The sequence below is a fragment of the Pseudalkalibacillus salsuginis genome, from assembly GCF_021646685.1.
Taxonomy (GTDB): Bacteria; Bacillota; Bacilli; order Bacillales; family Fictibacillaceae; genus Pseudalkalibacillus; species Pseudalkalibacillus salsuginis.
The window spans coordinates 71,405-91,827 of record NZ_JAKJHW010000009.1 but is presented as its reverse complement, the minus strand read 5'-3'; the positions used below and the strand labels follow the sequence as shown (position 1 = coordinate 91,827).

Annotated in this window: 15 protein-coding genes and 1 pseudogene; 14 read left to right on the top strand and 2 right to left on the bottom strand. The window is 44.2% G+C overall.

What is annotated here, in order from left to right; all coding sequences use genetic code 11:
- Positions 1-9 precede the first annotated feature (9 nt).
- Positions 10-1,137: a M20 family metallopeptidase gene (locus tag L1611_RS18125; protein WP_236315125.1), complete on the bottom strand. Its 1,128-nt coding sequence runs from the start codon at positions 1,135-1,137 to the stop codon at positions 10-12.
- 343 nt (positions 1,138-1,480) lie between these two features.
- Here L1611_RS18125 and L1611_RS18120 point away from each other — a divergent pair, with 343 nt between their 5' ends.
- The 12 genes and pseudogenes from L1611_RS18120 to L1611_RS18065 all read left to right on the top strand — a co-directional run bounded on the left by L1611_RS18120 (position 1,481) and on the right by L1611_RS18065 (position 15,564).
- Entirely contained in the window at positions 1,481-2,830 is a 1,350-nt protein-coding gene (locus tag L1611_RS18120; protein ID WP_236315124.1) for a M20/M25/M40 family metallo-hydrolase, read from the top strand.
- 12 nt (positions 2,831-2,842) lie between these two features.
- Entirely contained in the window at positions 2,843-4,045 is a 1,203-nt protein-coding gene (locus L1611_RS18115) for a M20 metallopeptidase family protein (protein ID WP_236315123.1), read from the top strand.
- A 2-nt stretch (positions 4,046-4,047) separates the two neighbouring features.
- The gene (locus L1611_RS18110; protein ID WP_236315122.1) at positions 4,048-5,601 is read left to right on the top strand and encodes an ABC transporter substrate-binding protein; all 1,554 of its coding nucleotides are present in this window, start codon (positions 4,048-4,050) and stop codon (positions 5,599-5,601) included.
- A 414-nt stretch (positions 5,602-6,015) separates the two neighbouring features.
- The gene (locus tag L1611_RS18105; protein WP_236315121.1) at positions 6,016-6,930 is read left to right on the top strand and encodes an ABC transporter permease; all 915 of its coding nucleotides are present in this window, start codon (positions 6,016-6,018) and stop codon (positions 6,928-6,930) included.
- Between the two features lie 17 nt (positions 6,931-6,947).
- Positions 6,948-7,868 (top strand): ABC transporter permease, encoded by a 921-nt coding sequence (locus L1611_RS18100; protein WP_236315120.1) that lies wholly within the window; start codon positions 6,948-6,950, stop codon positions 7,866-7,868.
- A 28-nt stretch (positions 7,869-7,896) separates the two neighbouring features.
- A complete protein-coding gene (locus L1611_RS18095) occupies positions 7,897-8,880 on the top strand; it encodes an ABC transporter ATP-binding protein (RefSeq protein ID WP_322972578.1) in 984 nt (327 codons plus the stop codon).
- Positions 8,880-9,875: an ABC transporter ATP-binding protein gene (locus L1611_RS18090; protein WP_236315140.1), complete on the top strand. Its 996-nt coding sequence runs from the start codon at positions 8,880-8,882 to the stop codon at positions 9,873-9,875. The genes L1611_RS18095 and L1611_RS18090 overlap by 1 nt, the downstream gene beginning before the upstream one ends.
- Before the next feature lie 291 nt (positions 9,876-10,166).
- Positions 10,167-11,656, top strand: a pseudogene (locus tag L1611_RS18085) (AbgT family transporter).
- Between the two features lie 24 nt (positions 11,657-11,680).
- Complete coding sequence (locus L1611_RS18080; protein ID WP_236315118.1) at positions 11,681-12,886, top strand: M20 metallopeptidase family protein; 1,206 nt, start codon at positions 11,681-11,683, stop codon at positions 12,884-12,886.
- A complete protein-coding gene (locus L1611_RS18075) occupies positions 12,883-14,193 on the top strand; it encodes an amidohydrolase (RefSeq protein ID WP_322972577.1) in 1,311 nt (436 codons plus the stop codon). The genes L1611_RS18080 and L1611_RS18075 overlap by 4 nt, the downstream gene beginning before the upstream one ends.
- A gap of 3 nt (positions 14,194-14,196) precedes the next feature.
- On the top strand, positions 14,197-14,340 hold the full coding sequence (locus L1611_RS18070) for a hypothetical protein (protein ID WP_236315116.1): 144 nt from the start codon (positions 14,197-14,199) through the stop codon (positions 14,338-14,340).
- A 273-nt stretch (positions 14,341-14,613) separates the two neighbouring features.
- The gene (locus L1611_RS18065; RefSeq protein WP_236315115.1) at positions 14,614-15,564 is read left to right on the top strand and encodes an acetylxylan esterase; all 951 of its coding nucleotides are present in this window, start codon (positions 14,614-14,616) and stop codon (positions 15,562-15,564) included.
- Positions 15,565-15,627: 63 nt separating this feature from the next.
- Here the strand turns inward: L1611_RS18065 and L1611_RS18060 are convergent, their stop codons facing one another.
- Positions 15,628-17,280 carry a hypothetical protein gene (locus tag L1611_RS18060; RefSeq protein ID WP_236315114.1) on the bottom strand — a complete coding sequence of 551 codons (1,653 nt, stop codon included), beginning with the start codon at positions 17,278-17,280 and terminating at the stop codon, positions 15,628-15,630.
- 270 nt (positions 17,281-17,550) lie between these two features.
- On the opposite strand from L1611_RS18060, the gene L1611_RS18055 reads away from it, so the two are divergent.
- Both L1611_RS18055 and L1611_RS18050 read left to right on the top strand, forming a co-directional pair.
- A complete protein-coding gene (locus tag L1611_RS18055) occupies positions 17,551-19,242 on the top strand; it encodes a carbohydrate binding domain-containing protein (RefSeq protein WP_236315113.1) in 1,692 nt (563 codons plus the stop codon).
- A gap of 49 nt (positions 19,243-19,291) precedes the next feature.
- Positions 19,292-20,416 (top strand): mandelate racemase/muconate lactonizing enzyme family protein, encoded by a 1,125-nt coding sequence (locus L1611_RS18050; RefSeq protein ID WP_236315112.1) that lies wholly within the window; start codon positions 19,292-19,294, stop codon positions 20,414-20,416.
- The last annotated feature ends 7 nt before the right edge of the window (positions 20,417-20,423 follow it).

The following is a 20,423-nucleotide window of genomic DNA, read 5'->3' as shown; positions in this document are numbered from 1 at the left end:
AGGTATCTCTTAAAGCTTCAATAGCAAGTGGGCAAGCATCGCTGTCCGGTTAGGAATTTCCTCGATCACGATATGTTCATTTTCTGCATGTGGCCCTTCACCGACTCCACCAAGCCCGTCCAGGGTCGGAACTCCGATACTTGCTGTAAAATTCCCGTCACTTCCACCGCCAACCTGAGCTTCGGTAATCGAAAAACCAACCTCTGCAGCAGCAATTTCTGCTTTTTCAAATAATTCCTCAATATCCGGGGACCGTTCCATAGGAGGTCTGTTCAGTTCGCCTTCCACCTCTAAGGTCGTCCCTTCAAGCTCTGGGGTCAAACTTTCCAGATGGTCGACGATCCGATCTGCTTCCTCCTCAGTTTTTACACGAAAGTCAATCAAAGCTTCGGCTTCCTCCGGCACGACATTCCGCCTGGTACCCCCATTTATGACACCAACATTCACCGTCGTACCGAGCTCATAATTCGTAAGCTCTTCTAATTTTACAATTTGGTGGGCGAGTTCATGGATTGCACTTGCACCAGCACTATGATGGTTGCCTGCGTGGGAGCTTTTCCCTCTTACCTTGATTTCATAAATTCCAACACCTTTTCTAGCGGTTTTCAAAGCACCTGTCTTCGCAACAGGTGGTTCCGTAATCAAAACGATATCACTATTTTTCGCCTCTTCCTCAATAATTGGCCGAGAGGTTTGGCTGCCGATTTCTTCATCAGACGTACAGAGAAATTTGATCTGAAGGTCATCCAGAAGGTCGAAATGAACGAGCGCTTTCAACGCCCATATGGATTGGATGATCCCGCTTTTCATATCAAGGACACCAGGACCATATAACTTCCCATCGGCAATCTGTCTTGGTAACCGTCCTTTATCCCAGACCGTATCAAAATGCCCAGCAATCAATACACGTTTGCTTCCATTGCCGACAGTGAAACTGAGATGGTCACCGCGGTCCACCTGGGGGTAGATGGCAGGATCAACAACCCCTAGGCGTTCCGTAAAGATCCCTTTCAAAACATTGCCGCATCGATCGACCAGTTCCTTATCTTCAGAAGGAGATTCTGCATCTACAAAGGCAATGATGTCCGATAGAATCTCTTTCTCGTGTTCCCTTAAGTAAGTTGCAATTTCCGACATATAATCAACCACCTTATTTTATTTGTAAACATATTTTTGGGGTTAAAGTTACGATAGATAAAATTTCCACGTAAACCTCCCCGTCGGACATCCAGTGACCTTCGTGGTTCCCCAGGGCGCTTCCGCTTTTCTTATTTAGGAAAGATTTCAGAAAATTGCCGTTAACATGTATTTCTAGTTATACCGTAAGTGAAAATAAAACGCAATATTTACAATTTTCATTAAAATACTAATTGACAAAATAATCTAACTATTTTATAGTCATGTATAAGAATTTGGGAAAATTTTTGGAATATTGCCGAAAACTGCAAAATGAAAACAGAATTTGGAGGGTGAAAGGGGAATGCAAGATGTCTATCAGTACATCGAAGAGCATAAAGAGCAGTACATAAAATGGCTCCAGGACCTATGTCGTATTCCGAGTGTCGCAGCCCAGAACCGGGGGATGCAAGAAGCCGCAGAGCACGTGTTGAATGATTTGGCCGAAAAAACAAATGGTCAAACACAGCTGGTCTCCACATCTGGATTTCCGGTCGTGTACGGGAAAGTCCCCGGTACAAAAGAGAAGACCCTTTCATTTTATAACCATTACGATGTCCAGCCGGAAGACCCGATTGAAATGTGGGAGCATCCCCCTTTTGAAGCGGAAATACATGAAGGCACAATGTATGCCCGAGGGGTAGCTGATAACAAGGGGAACCTGATGGCTCGCATCGCTGCGGTCCATGCCTATCAGCAGGTAAGAGGTAAATTGCCCCTTAATATCAAGTTCATCGTGGAAGGTGAGGAGGAAATCGGAAGTATCAATCTTGATGAGTTCAGTGAAAATCATGCTGATCTCATACAGGCGGATGGCTGTATTTGGGAGTTTGGTTACCGGAATGCTGACGGAAGGCAACAAATCAGCTTAGGCGTAAAAGGAATGACCTATGTCGAGCTTGTCTGCAAAGGAGCGAACACGGACCTCCATTCCGCAAATGCTGCAGTCATTGAAAACCCAGCGTGGAGACTCGTTTGGGCCTTGAATACATTAAAAGACGAAAATGAGCACGTCAAAATTGAGGGCTTTTATGATCGTGTCCAATCTCTTTCTCCAGATGATGAAAAAGCAGTCCGTGACTTGATATACAGTGAAAACGAAATGTTGAAGCAACTTGATTTGCCTTCCTTTTTGCTGGACCTGGAAGGCAACCCCTTGAAAGAGCGTCTGATTTTCGCACCGACCTGTACGATATGCGGGATCGAGTCAGGCTATACAGGAAAAGGTGCAAAGACAGTCCTCCCATCTGAAGCTAGAGCGAAACTTGATTTTCGGCTTGTCCCAGATCAAGACCCGCATGAAATCCTTCAAGCTCTTAGAAAACATCTGGACAAGCACGGGTTTGGTGATATTGAAATACACGAAATGGCGATGGAAAAACCGGGAAAAACCCCTTACAACGACCCGCTCTCAGAAACAGTCATCGCAGCCACAAAGAAAATTTCGAATTTGGAACCGACAGTCATGCCTATGTCACCAGGTACAGGACCGATGCATGTCCTTTGCCAAAAACACGGCATCCCATCCGTTTCAGTAGGAGTCGGGAATTTCCAATCAAACAATCATGCACCTAATGAAAATATCCACCTAGAAGATTACATTGATGGAATCAAACTGATCGCAACTGTGATTGAAGATTACGCCAAAATATAAGGGGAGGATCTTTTGGAAACGAGTATACGCCCGGCCATTTTAAAAGAAGCCCAACAGTTACAAGAACAACTGTCTGCATGGAGAAGGGATTTCCATGAACATCCAGAGCTTGGATTTGAAGAAGAACGGACGTCAGCCATCGTTGCTGATCACTTAGAAAACCTTGGACTTGAGGTGACACGGAATATTGCCAAAACCGGCGTTGTCGCGCTCCTGAGAGGAAAAGAGGAGGGTCCTTCCTTTGCTCTTCGTGCTGATATGGACGCCTTGCCGATCCAGGATGAAAAAACGGTTCCCTACCATTCCAAACACCAGGGTTTAAGCCATGCGTGTGGACATGATGCCCATACGACGATGTTGATGGGGGCTGCAACTCTCCTTAGCAAAAGGGGACTGGAAAAAGGAAACATCAAATTCATTTTCCAGCCGGCTGAAGAAGGGAGGGGCGGTGCAAAAGCGATGATCGACTATGGTGTGCTTTCTGATCCAAAAGTAGATGCGATTGGAGGACTGCATGTCAACACAGGCATCACAACCGGAAACATCACTTTATCAAGTGAAAAGATAGGCTGCGGGGCTGCAGATTTTTTTACATTGAAGGTGAACGGAAAAGGCGGACATGCTGCCCACCCACACCAAACAGTCGATTCTGTCGCCGTCACAGCTGAAGTCATTTCGGCTTTACAGCATATTTCAAGCAGACAGGTTGACCCGACAGACCCGATTGTCATCACAATCGGGTCGATACACGGTGGTTCCGCGAGCAACGTCATCACACCGACTGTTGAAATGACCGGGACAGTCAGGACTTTGAACCCGGAACTGCGCATGAAAGTACCAAAAATGATGGAAAAGGTGATCAAGGGAATCACGGACGGTTTCGGGGCAACTTACGACTTCGACTTCATATTCAAATTTCCACCGATTTTAAATGACAGCGAAATGACAGAGCTAGCAGCATCGACTGCAGATGAAGTGCTTGGAGAAGGCCATTATGAAAGGGTGAAGCCTGGTATGGGGGGAGAAGATTTCGCCTTTTATTCCGAACAGATCCCAGCTGTCTTTTTCCGACTAGGGGTTGGAAACGACCAGATGGAACGGTATCCAGGACACCATCCGAAGTTTGATATTGATGAAAATGCTTTGCCATACGGGTCAGCGATGTTATCCCAATTAGCACTCAACTATTTGAAAAATCACAATGAGGGGGAGTAAAAGTGAAGAAATTTGCATTTACGTTGTTCATTTCAATGCTGGTGTTGAGTTTGACTGCATGTGCCTTCAACAATAAGTCGAACTCGGATGAAGGTGAAGGATCGACTGAGCAAAAGCAGGATAAAAAGCTTGTCTTTGCCAATGGCTCGGATATGGTGACATTTGATATTCATGATCATAACAACACATCCACAGAAGCGATCCATGTGAACATGTTCAATTACCTTGTAAAAAACCTTGGTAATGGAGAATTCGAATCTGATCTGGCCGAAAGCTGGGAGAGTGTGGATGATACCACATGGAAATTCAAATTGAAAGAAGGGGTCAAATTCCATAACGGTGAGGACTTGACCGCAGAAGATGTGAAATTCACACTTGAGCGTGTCGCTAATGACAATAAATTGCTCGAGTACGGGAATTACAAGCAGATCAAAGAGGTTAAAGTCCTTAACGATTATGAGTTCGAAATCATCACCCATGAACCTGAACCAGCTTTACTGAATCGTCTTTCCCGTCTAGGTTCAGGTATCCTTCCATCCAAGTACATTGAGGAAGAGGGATGGGAGCAGTTTTTAAAGGAACCAGTCGGGACAGGCCCTTACAAATTCGTCGAGTGGAAAAAGGATGATCGTGTCGTCTTAGAAGCGAATCCAGATTATTTCGGGGACGCGCCGAAATGGGAAGAACTCGTTTTCAGATCAATTCCGGAAGACTCCACACGGGTTTCTGAGTTGTTGACCGGTGGTGTCGATATCGCCGTTAACGTACCCCCGACTGATTGGGATCGTATTAAAGAGAACGAAGGGACAGATATTGCAAAAAGTGCGACACAGCGCGTCATGATGCTTGTTTTAAGACATACGGAAGGTCACCCGACCTCGGATCCGAAAGTACGGGAAGCGATCGACCTCGCGATTGATAAACAAGCCATTTTAGACAGCCTGATGGAAGGTGCAGGAACAGTTACACGTACTCGGGTGACCCCTGGCAACACGGGTGCTAACGAGGACCTTTACCAAGATACGTTATATGATCCGGAAAAAGCGAAAGAGCTTTTGAAAGAAGCTGGATACGAAGATGGACTCGAACTTGAGTTAAGTGCTCCGAATGGGCGCTATATGAAGGATAAAGAATCTGCAGAATTGATGCAGGCAATGTTGAAAGAAGTCGGGATCGATGTAAAACTCAATTTCCTTGAATGGAGTTCTTTTGCGGAAAAGTACTCATCTAAAAGTTTCGGGGATATGTTCCTTATTGGTTATGGAAACTCCATGTTCGATGCAGCACTTGCTATGGAAAGGCTAAGCAAGGAACAGGCAAAAGGTGAAACCGATTATGACAATCCTGAAGTTGAGAAATTGCTTCAAGATGCGATGAGCAATATGAACGCAGAGGAACGTGATGAACAATATAAAAAAGTTCAAGAAATCATTGCAGAAGATCGTCCGCAGATCTACCTTTACCAACTTGATTCAGTTTACGGGTTTAATGAAGGGTTGAAATTCGAACCTAGGTTGGATGAGATGCTCATTGCAGATGAAATTACCTTGAAATAGGACTGGAAGGGGCTGTTCCAAAAAATGTGTCAGACACCTCCACACAATTATGAGTATTGAGTCAGGGCACCTCAACACAACATTTTTGTAAATATGTTGGTGGAAAACCGAGAGAGCCAGACGCATCCCAGTCATTGACTAAGAACGGTGAGACTCAGACACTAGCGGAAGAGCCCTTTGTAGCAAACTAAGAAAGTATGAAAATTTTGTTGCGATGAAGTAATGTCTAGCTCCAACGCCCAACCACTTGGATCACTTCAGTCCTCCTGCGGAGGTCGACACATTGATTTAGGTCGAAGTGTTACCCACGCAGAACGAACTTTGTTTGGTCCGAGCCTCCTCATCGGACTTCCAGTGACCGTCGTGGCTGATCAGGGCGTTTGCGCTTTTCTTATAAACGTTGGAGGGATGGATATGAAGTTCCTGCTGAGACAAATTCTCCGGATCATACCGGTTTTGTTTATCATCAGTCTGATCGTTTTCCTGTTAGTCCGTGTAACCGGTGATCCCATATCACTCATGCTGCCGGAAACGGCGACAGAACAGGATAAAGCGGAACTCAGGCAATCATTAGGTTTGAATGAACCTTTATATGTTCAATATTTTACTTACCTTGGCGATTTGGTCACAGGTGATTTCGGTGAATCGTTCCGTTATAACCAACCTGCTTTGTCGATTGTGTTGGAAAGGCTGCCGGCCAGCCTGGAGTTGGCTTTTTTCTCAATGATCATTGCCATCATCATTTCAATTCCACTCGGGGTTCTATCGGCAATCAAACGTAACTCCTTCATCGATTTATTCATAACAGGAGGAGCGGTCCTAGGGAAAGCAATGCCGAACTTCTGGCTTGGAATCATGCTGATCCTCTTGTTTGCGGTACAGTTCAATGTTTTGCCGGTATCAGGGACAGGTTCCATCTATCACCTTATTTTGCCTGCGATCACGTTAGGCACAGCGATTGCGGCTGAAATGACGCGGCTGATCCGCTCGAGCATGCTGGAAATCCTGAGCCAGGAATACATCCGGACTGCAAGAAGCAAAGGGTTGATAGAGGCGATCGTGGTGAATAAGCACGCTTTGCGGAATGCGCTCATCCCTGTCGTCACAATCATGGCGCTCCAAACAGCGACATTAATCGGGGGCACCTTGATCACTGAGACGGTCTTTTCATGGCCAGGAATGGGACAATTGCTTATCCAGGCTGTCAACCTCAGGGATATGGCAGTAGTCCAGGCGGCCACCTTTGTGATCGCGATTCTGGTTATCGGCAGCAATCTGTTGGCTGATTTGACATACCGCTACCTGGATCCAAGGATCAAGTACGATTAAAAGGGGGCTTTAGTTCAATGTACACACAAACAGAAACGGAAAAAGACGTCTCCCTGGAAACGCCTAAAGCCCGAAAAGCAAGTGGCAGATTCAAATGGATCAAGCTCTTGTTAAGAAGCAAGACGGGGACATTAGGTTTGGTCATCGTATTGGCGATGTTCGGGATGGCTGTCTTCGCTGATATGATTGCACCGTTCAACCCAGCCGAGACCGATGTCGTCAATCGGCTATTGCCTCCTGCCTGGGTGGAGGGCGGCAATCCGGATTACCTGCTCGGGACCGATAACCTTGGCAGGGACATATTGAGCCGGGTCATCGTCGGTTCAAGGGTCTCCCTTCTGGTCGGGATTAGTGCTGTAGTGTTAGCCGGAGCAATCGGCTTGTTTTTAGGACTGCTTGCCGGTTTTTATGGGAAGTGGATCGATACGGTCATCATGAGGACGGTTGATTCTTTTTTGGCTATTCCTAACATATTGTTCATGTTGATCGTGCTAGCGGTCATCGGACCAAGCTTGATGACGATGATTTTTGCACTCGGAGGTACGACCTGGGTGGTATATGCCCGGATGGTGCGCGGTGAAACGCTCAGTGTAAAGGAGCGGGATTATGTCCGATCGGCAAGGGCAGTAGGGGCGAAGGATGCACGGATCATCTGGCAATACATCCTCCCAAACATCGTTTCTTCCTTTATTGTCATTGCTACACTGAATGTCGCGACCACGATCATATTGGAGTCCTCCTTAAGCTTTTTGGGGCTGGGGATCCAGCCGCCGGATGTTTCATGGGGCTTGATGCTCAGTGATGGAAGAGAATATCTTGCCACAAGCTGGTGGGTCGCTACATTCCCTGGAATCGCAATCACGATAACCGTTTTGGGTATCATCTTTTTAGGAGATTGGTTGAGAGACGTACTCGATCCGAAAATGAAGATCAAATAGATGACAGGTAGAAAAGTGAGGGATGATCGTGTCGACTTCATTGTTGAATGTTGAAGATCTAAAGGTTCGTTTTAAAACAGAAGACGGAATTGTCCCTTCTGTAAATGGCGTCACATTTCATGTAGATAAAGGAGAAACTGTTGCGATTGTCGGGGAATCCGGATGCGGGAAAAGCATCACCTCGCTGTCGATCCTCGATTTGATCCCGTCTCCTGGCGAAATTCACCATGGGAGAATCGATTTTAACGGGACAGATTTACAGGCAATCAAGAAAAAGCAGTTGAGAAAGCTGCGCGGGAATGAAATCTCGATGATTTTTCAGGAACCGATGACTTCCCTGAACCCGGTTTTTACAATTGGGAACCAGATCAGCGAATCGATTCGCCTCCACCAAAGGCTTGGTAAAAAGAAGGCATTGATGAAATCCATCGAGATGCTGGACCGAGTCGGGATTCCTGACGCAGAAGCGGTCGTACGGCGCTTTCCTCATCAGCTTTCTGGTGGAATGCGTCAGCGTGTCATGATCGCGATGGCCCTTGCCTGCAACCCGAAGCTGTTGATTGCGGATGAGCCTACGACGGCTCTTGATGTGACGATCCAAGCGCAGATATTGGAATTGATCAAACAATTGAAAACAGACTTCGATACAGGTGTCATTTTGATCACCCATGACTTGGGTGTCGTAGCTGAAGTGGCTGATCGGGTCGTGGTGATGTATGCCGGCGAAGTGGTGGAGGAAGCACCGGTGGAGGAATTGTTCGCTAACCCGAAGCACCCGTATACACTAGGACTGTTAAGCTCTGTTCCGAAGGCTGAACATGTCGTGGATGAATTAGGGACGATTGAAGGAAACGTGCCGAATCCTGCCGATATGCCTGAGGGTTGTAAATTCCACCCCCGTTGTCCATTTGCGACGGATAAATGCAGGAACGAACATCCAGAACTGGAGCAATTCGACTCCAACCATAAAAAACGTTGCTTCTATGATGTGGAGAAGGGAGGGGTTGCATGATGAACACAACTGCTGCGGCAAATCGACGGCCATTGATCCAGGTCAAGGATTTGAAAAAACATTTTCCGATCACCAGAGGTCTGTTTAACCAGACGGTCGGTACAGTCAGGGCGGTAGATGGCATCGACCTTGAGGTTTACGAAGGTGAGACGCTCGGAATCGTAGGTGAATCCGGATGTGGTAAATCAACGACAGGTCAAATGCTTTTGGGATTGTTGCCTCCTTCCGAAGGCTCCGTCATTTTTGAAGGAAAAGATTTGACGTCACTCTCAAAAGAGGAGCTCCGTTTGAGGCGGAAAGATCTTCAGGTGATATTCCAGGATCCCTATTCTTCGTTAAACCCGAGGATGACGATTGAACAATTGGTCGGCGAACCATTGAAAATATACGGTTTGAAAAAAGGAAAAGCGCTCCGTGATGAGGTGGTCAGGTTATTACGAGTCGTCGGGTTGGATGAACATCATCTTAAGCGGCATCCGCATGAATTCAGCGGCGGGCAACGGCAAAGGATCGGTATTGCCCGTGCCCTCGCTTTGAATCCGAAAGTGCTGATCTGTGATGAACCCGTGTCAGCACTTGACGTTTCCATTCAAGCGCAAATCTTGAATTTACTGAAGAAATTGCAAAGAGAGTTCAACCTGACTTATGTATTCATTGCCCACGGGCTCCCAGCCGTCCGTCATATCAGCGACCGGATTGCCGTGATGTATTTAGGGAAGGTCGTAGAAATCACAGATCGGGACAGCTTGTTCGAAAGCCCGACCCATCCTTATACGGAAGCGTTACTGTCCGCAATCCCAGTAGCGGATCCGACGAAGCGGAGGACCCACAAACCGTTGGAAGGCGATCTCCCGAACCCATCGAATCCGCCATCAGGCTGCCGTTTTCATACCCGATGCCCTTATGCCCAGGAACGCTGCGTCAAAGAAGAACCTAGTCTAGTAGAATACAAACCCGGCCACCACGCCGCCTGCCACTACCCGCTAGGCATGTAGTATTACTGTACCAGGCACCGAATTTAAGCCCTTGTGCCCCAACGGATTTCAAAAGGTGCCTGGTACAGGTGTCCATCAGAATGCACTAGCTATTAGTGGTGAAAATTAGGGTATTACCCAAAAAGACACTTGAGCACATGCATTCTACGAAATTTCATACCTTCGTCTTCAGCTAGCAATCTATCAATAAATCGACTCTCACTCTCAATGAATGTCCAAAATAAGGAGGAATTACAATTGCAGCCACCTAATACGAATCCAAATCAAGCTGAAACCGCGTCAAAGGGTTTCATGCTGAAGTTTTTGGACAAGGTAGAAGTAGTGGGGAATAAACTTCCGCATCCATTTATGCTATTTGTCTATTTGGCCCTAGGAATGATGTCCTTTCTGCAGTCGTAAGCATGTTCAATGTCACTCTCGAACACCCTGGTACAGGGGATCAGGTGTCGATCAAGAGTTTGCTTTCCGGTGAAGGCCTTGTTTTCATCCTCACTTCGATGCTGACGAATTTCACTGAATTCAAACCACTCGGATTAGTCCTTGGTATGATGCTTGGTATTGGGCTTGCCCAAAAAGTCGGTCTGATCCAAACGTTCATGAAAAAAACGATCATCAATGCACCACCTAAACTGGTGACGTATGCCGTCATTTTTACGGGTGTTCTGGGAAACCTTGCTTCAGATGCGGCTTTCATCATTGTACCGCCGATCGCTGCGATGGTTTTCCTGACACTCGGGAGACACCCAATTGCAGGTCTTGCAGCAGGGTTTGCCGGTGTAGGGGCCGGATTTACAGCCAACGTCCTTATCACTGGTACAGATGCACTACTCTCAGGAATAACAACGGAAGTGGCGAAGAATGTTGGAGACGGATTGACTGTAACCCCGGTTGACAACTGGTTTTTCATGAGCTTCTCAGTCTTCATGCTCATGGTTGTCGGTGTTCAGATCACTGAAAGAATCGTAGAACCGAAACTGGGTAAATATGAAGGTTCTGCAAGTGACAAAAAATTAGAGGAAATCAAACCGATCGAAACCCGAGGACTGCGCAACGCAGGATTCGCTGCTCTAATCTATCTTGGTCTGGTTGCACTGGCGGTTTTCCTGCCCGGTTCACCGCTGCGTAATGAAGAGGGAGGGCTCATCCCTTCACCCTTTCTGGATGGAATCATCCCGATCATTTTGTTCTTCTTCATAGCCATTGCCTCTGCATACGGCGTAACGGTTGGGAAAGTCAAGAGGACATCTGACGTTCCTGGGTACATGGGTGAAGCGATGAAAGATATGTCTGGCTTCATCATCCTGATCTTTGCAGCAGCTCAGTTCATCGCTTACTTCGAGTGGACGAATATCGGTGTCTGGATCGCTGTTTCCGGAGCGGACTTCTTGCAGAACATCAATTTGACAGGATTACCAGTCATCATCGGTTTTATTTTTCTGGCTGCGATCTTGAATCTGTTCATTGTTAGTGGATCAGCTCAATGGGCATTGATGGCGCCGGTGTTCATCCCGATGTTCGCCTTGCTTGATTATAACCCGGCATTCACTCAGCTCGCCTTCCGTATCGCAGACTCATCCACGAATATCATCACGCCATTGAACCCATACGTGCCGATGATTCTGGCGTTCATGCGGGATTATGACAAAAAAGCAGGCTTCGGTACACTGTTTTCTGTCATGCTGCCATATACGGTCATCTTCCTGATCATCTGGACACTCATCTTCGTTGTCTGGAGTCTATTAGGATTACCGATCGGCCCTGGCATCCATATGAAATTTTAGTAAGAAAGAATAGGAGTTTTTTACATGGGACGGACCATACTGAATTTTGAAGGGCAAGGCGAACGTATAAAAAATGAAATCATAGAAATGAGGCGCCACCTTCATAGAAATCCAGAATTGAGCACGAAGGAATTTGAAACATCCCAATTCATACAAGATAAATTGAAAGAATACGAGATTCCTTTTAAAAAGGGATATGCGAAAACAGGGGTGCTCGCCGTGATAAAAGGAGGACGGCCAGGTGGAGTAGTCGCCCTCCGTGCTGATATTGACGCACTGCCGATCAATGAAAAGACGAACGCCTCTTTTGCTTCTGAAAAAGAAGGGATCATGCATGCTTGTGGACACGATGCCCATACGTCCATGCTGTTGGGCGCAGGAAAACTGTTGAATAAGAAGAAGAAAGAGATTCCAGGTTCGATTTTACTCGTTTTCCAACCAGCTGAAGAAAATGCCCCGGCTGGAGGCTCGCAGCCGATGATGGATGACGGGGTTTTCGATGAATACACACCTGATGTCGTTTATGGCCAGCATGTCTGGCCTGATCTTCCTGCAGGTAAAATCGGGGTAAGGGAGGGCGTGATGATGGGCGCATCCGACCGGTTTTACATTACATTCAATGGAACCGGGGGACATGCGAGTATGCCGCATCAGACATGTGATGCGATCACGATGGGCATGAGTGTCATCAACCAGCTTCAAACGGTCGTCAGCCGAAACGTCGATCCATTAGAAGCGGGGGTCCTGACAATCGGCAAAATCGAAGGTGGCTACCGTTATAACGTCATTGCTGATACGGTCACCATAGAAGGAACAGTCCGGACGCTTAATAAGCAAACATGTGAAACGATGAAACAACGCTTATACAAAATCGTGAAGAGTGGAACAGAGGCTATGGGAGGCACAGCGGACATCGACTATATCGAAGGTTACCCGGCGACAGTCAATACGCCAGAATGGGCGAAGCAAGTCCGTTCTTCCGCTCAAAAGATACTCGGTCATGAAGCAACCCCTGACATCAACCCTTCTTTAGGGGGAGAGGATTTCAGCCGCTTCCTTTTAAAATACCCAGGAGCATTTTTCTGGCTCGGAACAATGCCGGAACATGGAAACCCGAAACAGCTTCATGATCCGCATTTTGAGCTAGACGAAAAAGCACTTCCCAACGGGACTGAGGTTATGGCACAGGTTGCTGTGGATACGCTATTGAGATTGGAGAAATGCTTATGAACATAAAAGGTTTCGTCGAACATAAAAAGGAACACCTGGTTACATGGCGTCGCCAATTTCACCAATATCCTGAAGTTGGATGGACCGAATTTGTGACGACCTACAAAATTCATCAAACCTTGACCAGCCTTGGATTTAAAGATATCCATGTCGGAAAAGAAGCACTCTCAAGTGATACCAGAATGGGAGTACCGCCTGCCCATGTGTTAAAGGAAGAAGAAGAAAGGGCCCTTTCAGAAGGTGTCCCTTCATCATTTTTAGAACGGATGGAAGGCGGTCATACCGGCCTGGTCGCAACCCTTGATTCAGGCAAAAAAGGGCCTCATATCGCTTTGCGTTTTGATATAGATGCTTTACCGATCACAGAATCGGAATCTCATGAACACTATCCATCGAGGATCGGTTTTGCATCAACGAGAACCGGGCAGATGCACGCATGTGCTCATGACGGCCATACGGCGATCGGACTTGGGGTCGCTTCGTTTTTAGCTGAACATATCGAGCAGCTTCAAGGCCGTTACACGCTGCTTTTCCAACCTGCAGAAGAAGGGTCAAGAGGGGCAAAGTCCATGGTCCAAAAAGGTTGGCTGGACGAGGTCGATTTCTTTTTATCCGGCCATATCGGAGTCCATTTTGACCGTTCGGTTGGCGACGTATCAGCGACCTCAGGCGGATTTTTAGCCACTACCAAATGTGATGCCAGCTTCAAAGGGATCTCTGCTCATGCTGGAAAAGCGCCGGAAAAAGGCAAGAATGCCCTCCTTGCAGCAGCCACAGCATCTATCCATCTGCACGGAATATCCCGTCACGGAGATGGCAAGACACGGGTCAATGTAGGGACACTACATGCTGGGAGTGGGCGCAACATCATTCCTGAAAAAGCGGAAATACAGCTTGAGACAAGAGGGGCGACCGTCGAACTGAATCAATATATGGTTTCAGAGGCTGAACGGATCATCCAAGCGAGTGCCGCACTCCATGACGTAGAAGCGACCATCGAAATCGTCGGTGACGGGGTTGATGCAACGAGCGATGAATGGTTCATCCCGCTTATCGAACAGGTAGCTGTGAAGAGTGACCTGATCCAAAACGTCATCCCGAAAGATGTAATTGGCGCTTCAGAAGACGCCGCCTATATGATCAACCGCGTACAGGAACGTGGCGGAAAAGCGACCTACCTAATTTTCGGAACCCCTCTTGCAAATGGCCATCACCATTCGGAATTCGACTATCAAGAGGATGTACTATCTGTTGCGGTCGATGTACTTGTAAGGGCTATTTCGGAGTTACAAGGAAACGAGGTTTAAACTATGGGTGACGAAAACTGGTTGGAAAAGACGCTTAAAGTATTCAATCTAACGGATAAAATGGAACAAAAAAATGGCTCAGGGAAACTGAACACTGATCAGGTTAAAGATATGAAAGATGAATCATTGAGAGATTTGCATATGTGATTATGAATAGCAAACCGGGCTTACTTGAAAAGGAAAACTGGTCACCATTAAAGGTGAAGAACAAGTCGACCGAGGCAGACCCCGCAAAGCCTACCAGCTGAATATCTTAAACAGTACCCTCTCAGAGGCACGCCGCTAGAGGGTCTATTTATGTTTATAAATTAATAAAAGAAAGATACCGTAAAAATTTCGAAAATATTTTGACAAATGTTGTCTATGTTGCTAATTTTAAAACAATCACAAAGGATGGATAAAAAGGGTGGTAATACAATTATGAGGGAAATAGATGCACTTATAAGGGAATATGAAGGTTATCGTCCTGAATTGACACGGAGGGAAGACTTCAATAGCTTTTGGGATAATGCACTATCGGGGTGCAACAGTATTCCATTAAGACCACGGATAGAGGAAATCAAATATCCAATCAAGCAAGTCAAGGTAGAGCGTATAATCTATCAAGGAGCTTATGAAACACCTATAAAAGCTTTTTATATCAAACCAGTTGATCCCAAGGAAAAATTAAAATGTATAATTTTTTACCATGGTTATGGAGGTAGTAAAGGGTCAATCTCCCAATATATGACCTGGTTGATCCAGGGTTATGCGGTACTTACAGTCGATTGCCGTGGGATGGGGGAAACAGGTGATGACAGTAAATACTCTTATGGAAATACGGGTAGCTGGGCAACTCAAGGCTTGTTGGTAAAAGAAGAATACTATTACTATAAAGTTTGGTTGGATTGTAAACGTGCTGTTGATTTTATCATGGAGCAAAGTGAGATTGATCCAAACGCGGTATGTCTAATGGGTTCAAGCTTAGGAGGTGGAATAGCGATGGCGGTGGCAGCATTGGATTCGCGACCAGCTCTTGTTGTAGCAGAAGTACCAAATATGTGTGATATTGAACTGACAATAAAGCAAAAAATGGAAGGATCACTTGTTGAAATAGAAAAATTCATGAAACTTCATCCAGAATATATGGAGAAAGTCCTTACCAATCTGAGCTACTTCGATATTCTTAATCATGCTTCAAACATCAAGAGTAAAATCCGTGTTTCAGTTGCTTTTAAAGATCTTATTTGTCCCCCAAAGCCGATTTTTGGTGTATATAATCACATTACATCAGAAAAAAGTATGGAAATATACCCCTTTTCAGGACATGATGCCCCGGGAACACCTTCTCATATTGAAAAGACAATCTATTATGTGAATACAAAGCTTTAGGGGGTTCGACAAATTTAGAAAATAAATCCCCTCTGATTGAACAGAAGGGATTCATCATTTGGTTTATTCATAAAGTGTTTCAAGTTCATGAATCATGGCTGTCCACTTGTCGGCCAGCTCAACAGGAGTTTTCTTTCCTTTCTGTGATTCTATTTGCATTTCTAAACTGTTCAGTCCCTGCCTTGCTTTTTCAATTTGTTCACTGAAGTAATCTGCCATGATTTTTTCTGCTTTTGAAAGCAGCATCTGTTTGATTTCTTCATCAATGTCAGCATTATGGATGGATAGAAAGAGTTTATAGGTTGTGTAAGATACTTTTGTATGATGATAAGCTATCAAGCTTCTTTGTTCATCATAGTGAAGTATTTCTCCGATAATAGCACCTGTGTTTGATGAAAATTCCCAACTGGAGCTGTCTGTAAAATTACTATTCTCTACTGTGAAACCTGTTGGTTCTAACGCATCGAATCCAACATAGGTCCAGTAGTTATTTACTCCTCTATTCTCATAGAAACGGAAAGTCAAATCTACCTTAGATTTACCAGACATGTACGGAGTAAGATCGACATGTATAGGATCCCAGACCAAGTCAGAGACCATTTCAGCAGTATCTTGTTCCCATACCACTTCTCCATCAACGAGGAGTTGTTTTTTGTGGTAGCCATAGACATTCGGGCCATGGTCCATCGTTTGAAAGGTTAAAGAATAATTCTCTGACTTTTTATCAATTCTGACTTCCTGTGTTGCTTCTGTATAATTACCAGAAGAACTAGGTGCACCCAGACCGATGAAGAAGTTCAGATACCCCTCGTCATTGTATGCCTTATCATCTGTCGGCTCCGGAGCGAAATTCTTTTTTAGTACATAGGTAATGATCCCATTTATCTTCCCCTTCTGCATGTTTTCTAAAGCAATTTGAACCACTTCTCTTACATAATGAGATGATGGATTCGCTGGAGTTCTTGATAGCTGAGAAGCATAAATCATCCAGTAGAGTGGAAGATCGTATTCACTAAGCAGTGCATAGGATTCATCAATCTGTTGCTGTGCTGTTTCATAAACCTGGGTGTTACGATAAATCCCATCTCTAAAGGCTAGGACAACCCCATCAATATAATCGCCCCGGGTTTCAAGAAAGGATTCTGAAAGAGACTGCGTATACATTTGAGGTGTGAAAAACAACTCTGGGTTAATCGCTTCTGAGGTTTCTTTCATTTGGGCCATATATTCCGGAGTATATGTATTGAGGTTATGGTTAAAATCATCAATGGCCCAACCAATTAAATTCGAATATTCCAGAGAAAGGTTAGCGATGGCTTCTGACCAAGCGATATAATCGGTCGTATAGGGGTAAGATTTCCTTTCTCCTGTCGATTCAGAAGGAGGGACTAGATAAACGACAACATCGATCCCTGCTTCTTTCGCAGCAGGAAGAAATTCAAACCTTAAATCATCCCAGTCCGTCTCTTCATGCCAGATCAAATAATAATACGTGTTAACATTCAATTCTTTTAATTTTTCAATCATTGCTGGCGTATCAACATGGTGGATTCCATCGGCTCTTGGCTCTGCTTCTCGAATTGTACCAGCATAATCGGCAAGCATTTTCCCAGGTTCGATAGATTCAGTCGAAGCATCCACTTGCTTGGATGGTATTGAAGAAAACACCCCTAAAGCCAACATACATATCAACAATGTTAATCCAAACTTTTTCAATTCAATATCCTCCTTTTATCGTATTAAAAATACTAGATCCACCCTCCTTTGTCTGAAAATTCCAAAATCTATATTCAGGATTATAATAGCTAACTAGTTTTATAAAAGACAAGTCTTTTATATGTCTTTATATTATTTACAATAAATTTAGATCTTAGGTTCTAGTACAAGAGATTTGATTAAGTTTTTGGTCCTATTAAAGACCTTGTCTTTTATTTTCGGAATTTTTATACTGTTCTTTAAAATAATGTTTTTTTCGGAGGGAAAAAAATGAAAAAATGGTTTATAGTAGCTATGATTGTACTGATGCTTGTTTTTTCTTCTACTTTTTCAAATTCTGCAATAGGAGAGGATACCGATTGGTTAAAAAGGTTTAATGATTATGACGCTGATCAAAGTCAGGCATATGATGGAGCTGGGCATGTCGGGCCCATACCTAGGCTGGGATATACTCCGTCAAATGTATATGGGTGGGATGAATCCTATGTATTGAAAGGGTACCTGGGTGTTTATAGGGCAACGAAAAATGAAGAGTATTTAGACAGATTTGTGGAAGACGTTGATGGTATGTTTGCTCAATTAGAGGATTTTCAAGGTGATGGTTTTGAGAGTTGGTGGACTTCCGGTTATAGTATCGATCAAATTATGAATGGAAATATGGAAAAGGATAGTATTTATTATAAAGACAGAAATGGTGCATACATGACTGACGGTTGGTATCCTTATCCCTGGTATGGCGGAAAAGGGTCTGTGTATAGAACGGATGAAGATAAAGCAAGTGGAACATACAGTACTTTAGTTCAAAATTCAGAAGGGGAAAACTTTGTATCAGCCTATACAATCATTCCGAACTATACACCAGGAAAACAATATAACTTTAAGTTTAGAGCAAAAAATAAGCATTCTGATGATCTTGGGAAAATTATGATTGTACGCCAGGATACAGGTAAACCTATTAAGGAATTTTCTTTTACGAATAATGAGTGGCAATCTTACTCTGTAGACTTTAAAACCCCTGATATAGCAGGACTACAATTACGTATTTACTTAACGAATGATGATGCTAATGACCCGGATGCGGCAACATATTACGACGATCTTTCCTTGAAGCAGTATGGTGAATATATCGTTCATGAAGGGATGGCATTAACTGCTATTTCCGAATTTATAGATATTGTTTATCAAGATAAGACCCTAAGTAAAGAATACACCAAAAAAGCAAAGGACTATCTAAAAATATTAGAAAAAAATTTCGTTCCGAAATGGGAACAACATTGGGCAGAATGGGAGCATAATGGAATTGAAATGGGAGTTTACAAGTTTCCCTTTGATGATACTGCGAGAATGACCCAAATTAATGAGTATTTCCCATTTAATGAACCGTCAAAAGGGATTACAATTCCTCACAATCAATATGCTGCAGCAGGCAGAACACTTGTAAATCTTTATAGAATAACTAAAAAGGAAGCTTATTTAGATAAGATTCAAAGAATGGGAAACTTCTTAAAAAGTAGTTTACACATAAAAGAAACTGATAACGGTGATGCTTTTGTTTGGAATTATTGGGATAATTCAGGGAAACAATGGGATTTTGGATACTTTAGATACAAAAGTGAAGATATTAGTCACGCAAATATTGAGCTTGGTCTAGCAGTAGATTTATATCAGATAGGGACAGTTTTTACTGAAGAAGATATGATGAAATTCACTTCAACTTTTAAAGAGCTTATTTGGCAGGGTGATTATTCCGACCCACGAGTTAGTATGTTCGTTGATGGAAGCGGTAGCAAAAATTATTCTGTGTTAATTTCTGAGTGGGTAACTCTTAGCCAGTTCGATAAAGAGATCAGGGATATATCCGTCCAGCTATTAAACCGACCACGAGATACATTTGGATCTACCTACGGAATGGTTTTGATCGGAAATCTATTGCGGTACAATCCTGAACTGCTATTACAATAAAACTTTACTTTTAAAGAACACACTTCCTTAAGTTGGAAAGGAGTTTGAAATGAAAATTACAGAAATAGATGTATATCCTTTGAATTTACCGATGAAGCAGAACTTTAGGATTTCTGGTGGTTCTGTCGGTGATACCGAGAAAGGTGCTCCGCATGTTTATATAAAAATCACAACGGATGATAGGAGCCAGGGCTGGGGAGAGGCGCGACCGAGTAATCGGTGGAGTTATGAAACAATTGAATCGGTAGTATCAACAATCAACCATTACTTTAAACCTATTTTGCTTGGACAAAACGCAGAAGATATAAAGAACGTACACAAGTTGATGAATAGTGAAATCAAAAACGGGTTAACAATTGGCCAACCTATTGCAAAAGCCGGTATCGATACAGCTCTTCATGATTTAATAGGGAAGCATCAGAAAAAAACGATATCCGAACTATGGTTTTCGAAACCGAAGCGGTCTATAGGACTTTCTTATTTAATAAGTACCAGAAATATACAGGAAGCGGTCCAAAAAGCCAATTATGCCTTTGAAAATGGTTATCAAGGAATTGATTTGAAGATTGGATTCAGTGCAGGTGAGGATCTGGGAATGGTTGAAGCGGTGAAGGAAGCGGCACCTGATCTATTCTTTCGTGTTGATGCAAACCAGGGCTATACCCTTTCTGAAGCAGTAAAGGTTTCTAAGGGCCTCGAAAAGCTAGGGGTAGATGTTTTCGAACAGCCTTTAAAAGCAAATGATCTTTTGGGACATGCAGAATTAAGAAGAAAGACGTATGTACCGATCGCTCTGGACGAGAGTATTTGGACTGCTGGAGACCTTATCCAGGCGATTCGCCTTGAGGCTTGTGATACGGCTGTCATAAAGATAACAAAAATGGGCGGCCTTTCAGGAGCCAAATTATGTGGTGAAATAGCCAGGGAAGCAAATTTAGGATTACTTGGCGGTGGATTAACAGAGTCTACCCTGGGTCTTACTGCAAGTGCACATGTATTTAATTATCTAGAAATCGATCGACCTGTAGATTTGAATGGTCCAATGTTCTTGGAAGATGACCCTGTTGGTGAAGGCCCTGCCATTGATGAAGGAAATGTTTTGTTGAATAATGATTTACATGGTGTTGGCTGTTCGATCGATACTCAAAAAATAAACAAATTCAGAGTGGGATAAAAGAATT

Coding starts and splice junctions, on each gene's coding strand:
- L1611_RS18070 (WP_236315116.1), top strand. CDS start 14,197: ATGGGTGACGAAAACTGGTTGGAAAAGACGCTTAAAGTATTCAATCTA.
- L1611_RS18125 (WP_236315125.1), bottom strand. CDS start 1,137: ATGTCGGAAATTGCAACTTACTTAAGGGAACACGAGAAAGAGATTCTA.
- L1611_RS18065 (WP_236315115.1), top strand. CDS start 14,614: ATGAGGGAAATAGATGCACTTATAAGGGAATATGAAGGTTATCGTCCT.
- L1611_RS18090 (WP_236315140.1), top strand. CDS start 8,880: ATGAACACAACTGCTGCGGCAAATCGACGGCCATTGATCCAGGTCAAG.
- L1611_RS18055 (WP_236315113.1), top strand. CDS start 17,551: ATGAAAAAATGGTTTATAGTAGCTATGATTGTACTGATGCTTGTTTTT.
- L1611_RS18105 (WP_236315121.1), top strand. CDS start 6,016: ATGAAGTTCCTGCTGAGACAAATTCTCCGGATCATACCGGTTTTGTTT.
- L1611_RS18075 (WP_322972577.1), top strand. CDS start 12,883: ATGAACATAAAAGGTTTCGTCGAACATAAAAAGGAACACCTGGTTACA.
- L1611_RS18050 (WP_236315112.1), top strand. CDS start 19,292: ATGAAAATTACAGAAATAGATGTATATCCTTTGAATTTACCGATGAAG.
- L1611_RS18080 (WP_236315118.1), top strand. CDS start 11,681: ATGGGACGGACCATACTGAATTTTGAAGGGCAAGGCGAACGTATAAAA.
- L1611_RS18120 (WP_236315124.1), top strand. CDS start 1,481: ATGCAAGATGTCTATCAGTACATCGAAGAGCATAAAGAGCAGTACATA.
- L1611_RS18100 (WP_236315120.1), top strand. CDS start 6,948: ATGTACACACAAACAGAAACGGAAAAAGACGTCTCCCTGGAAACGCCT.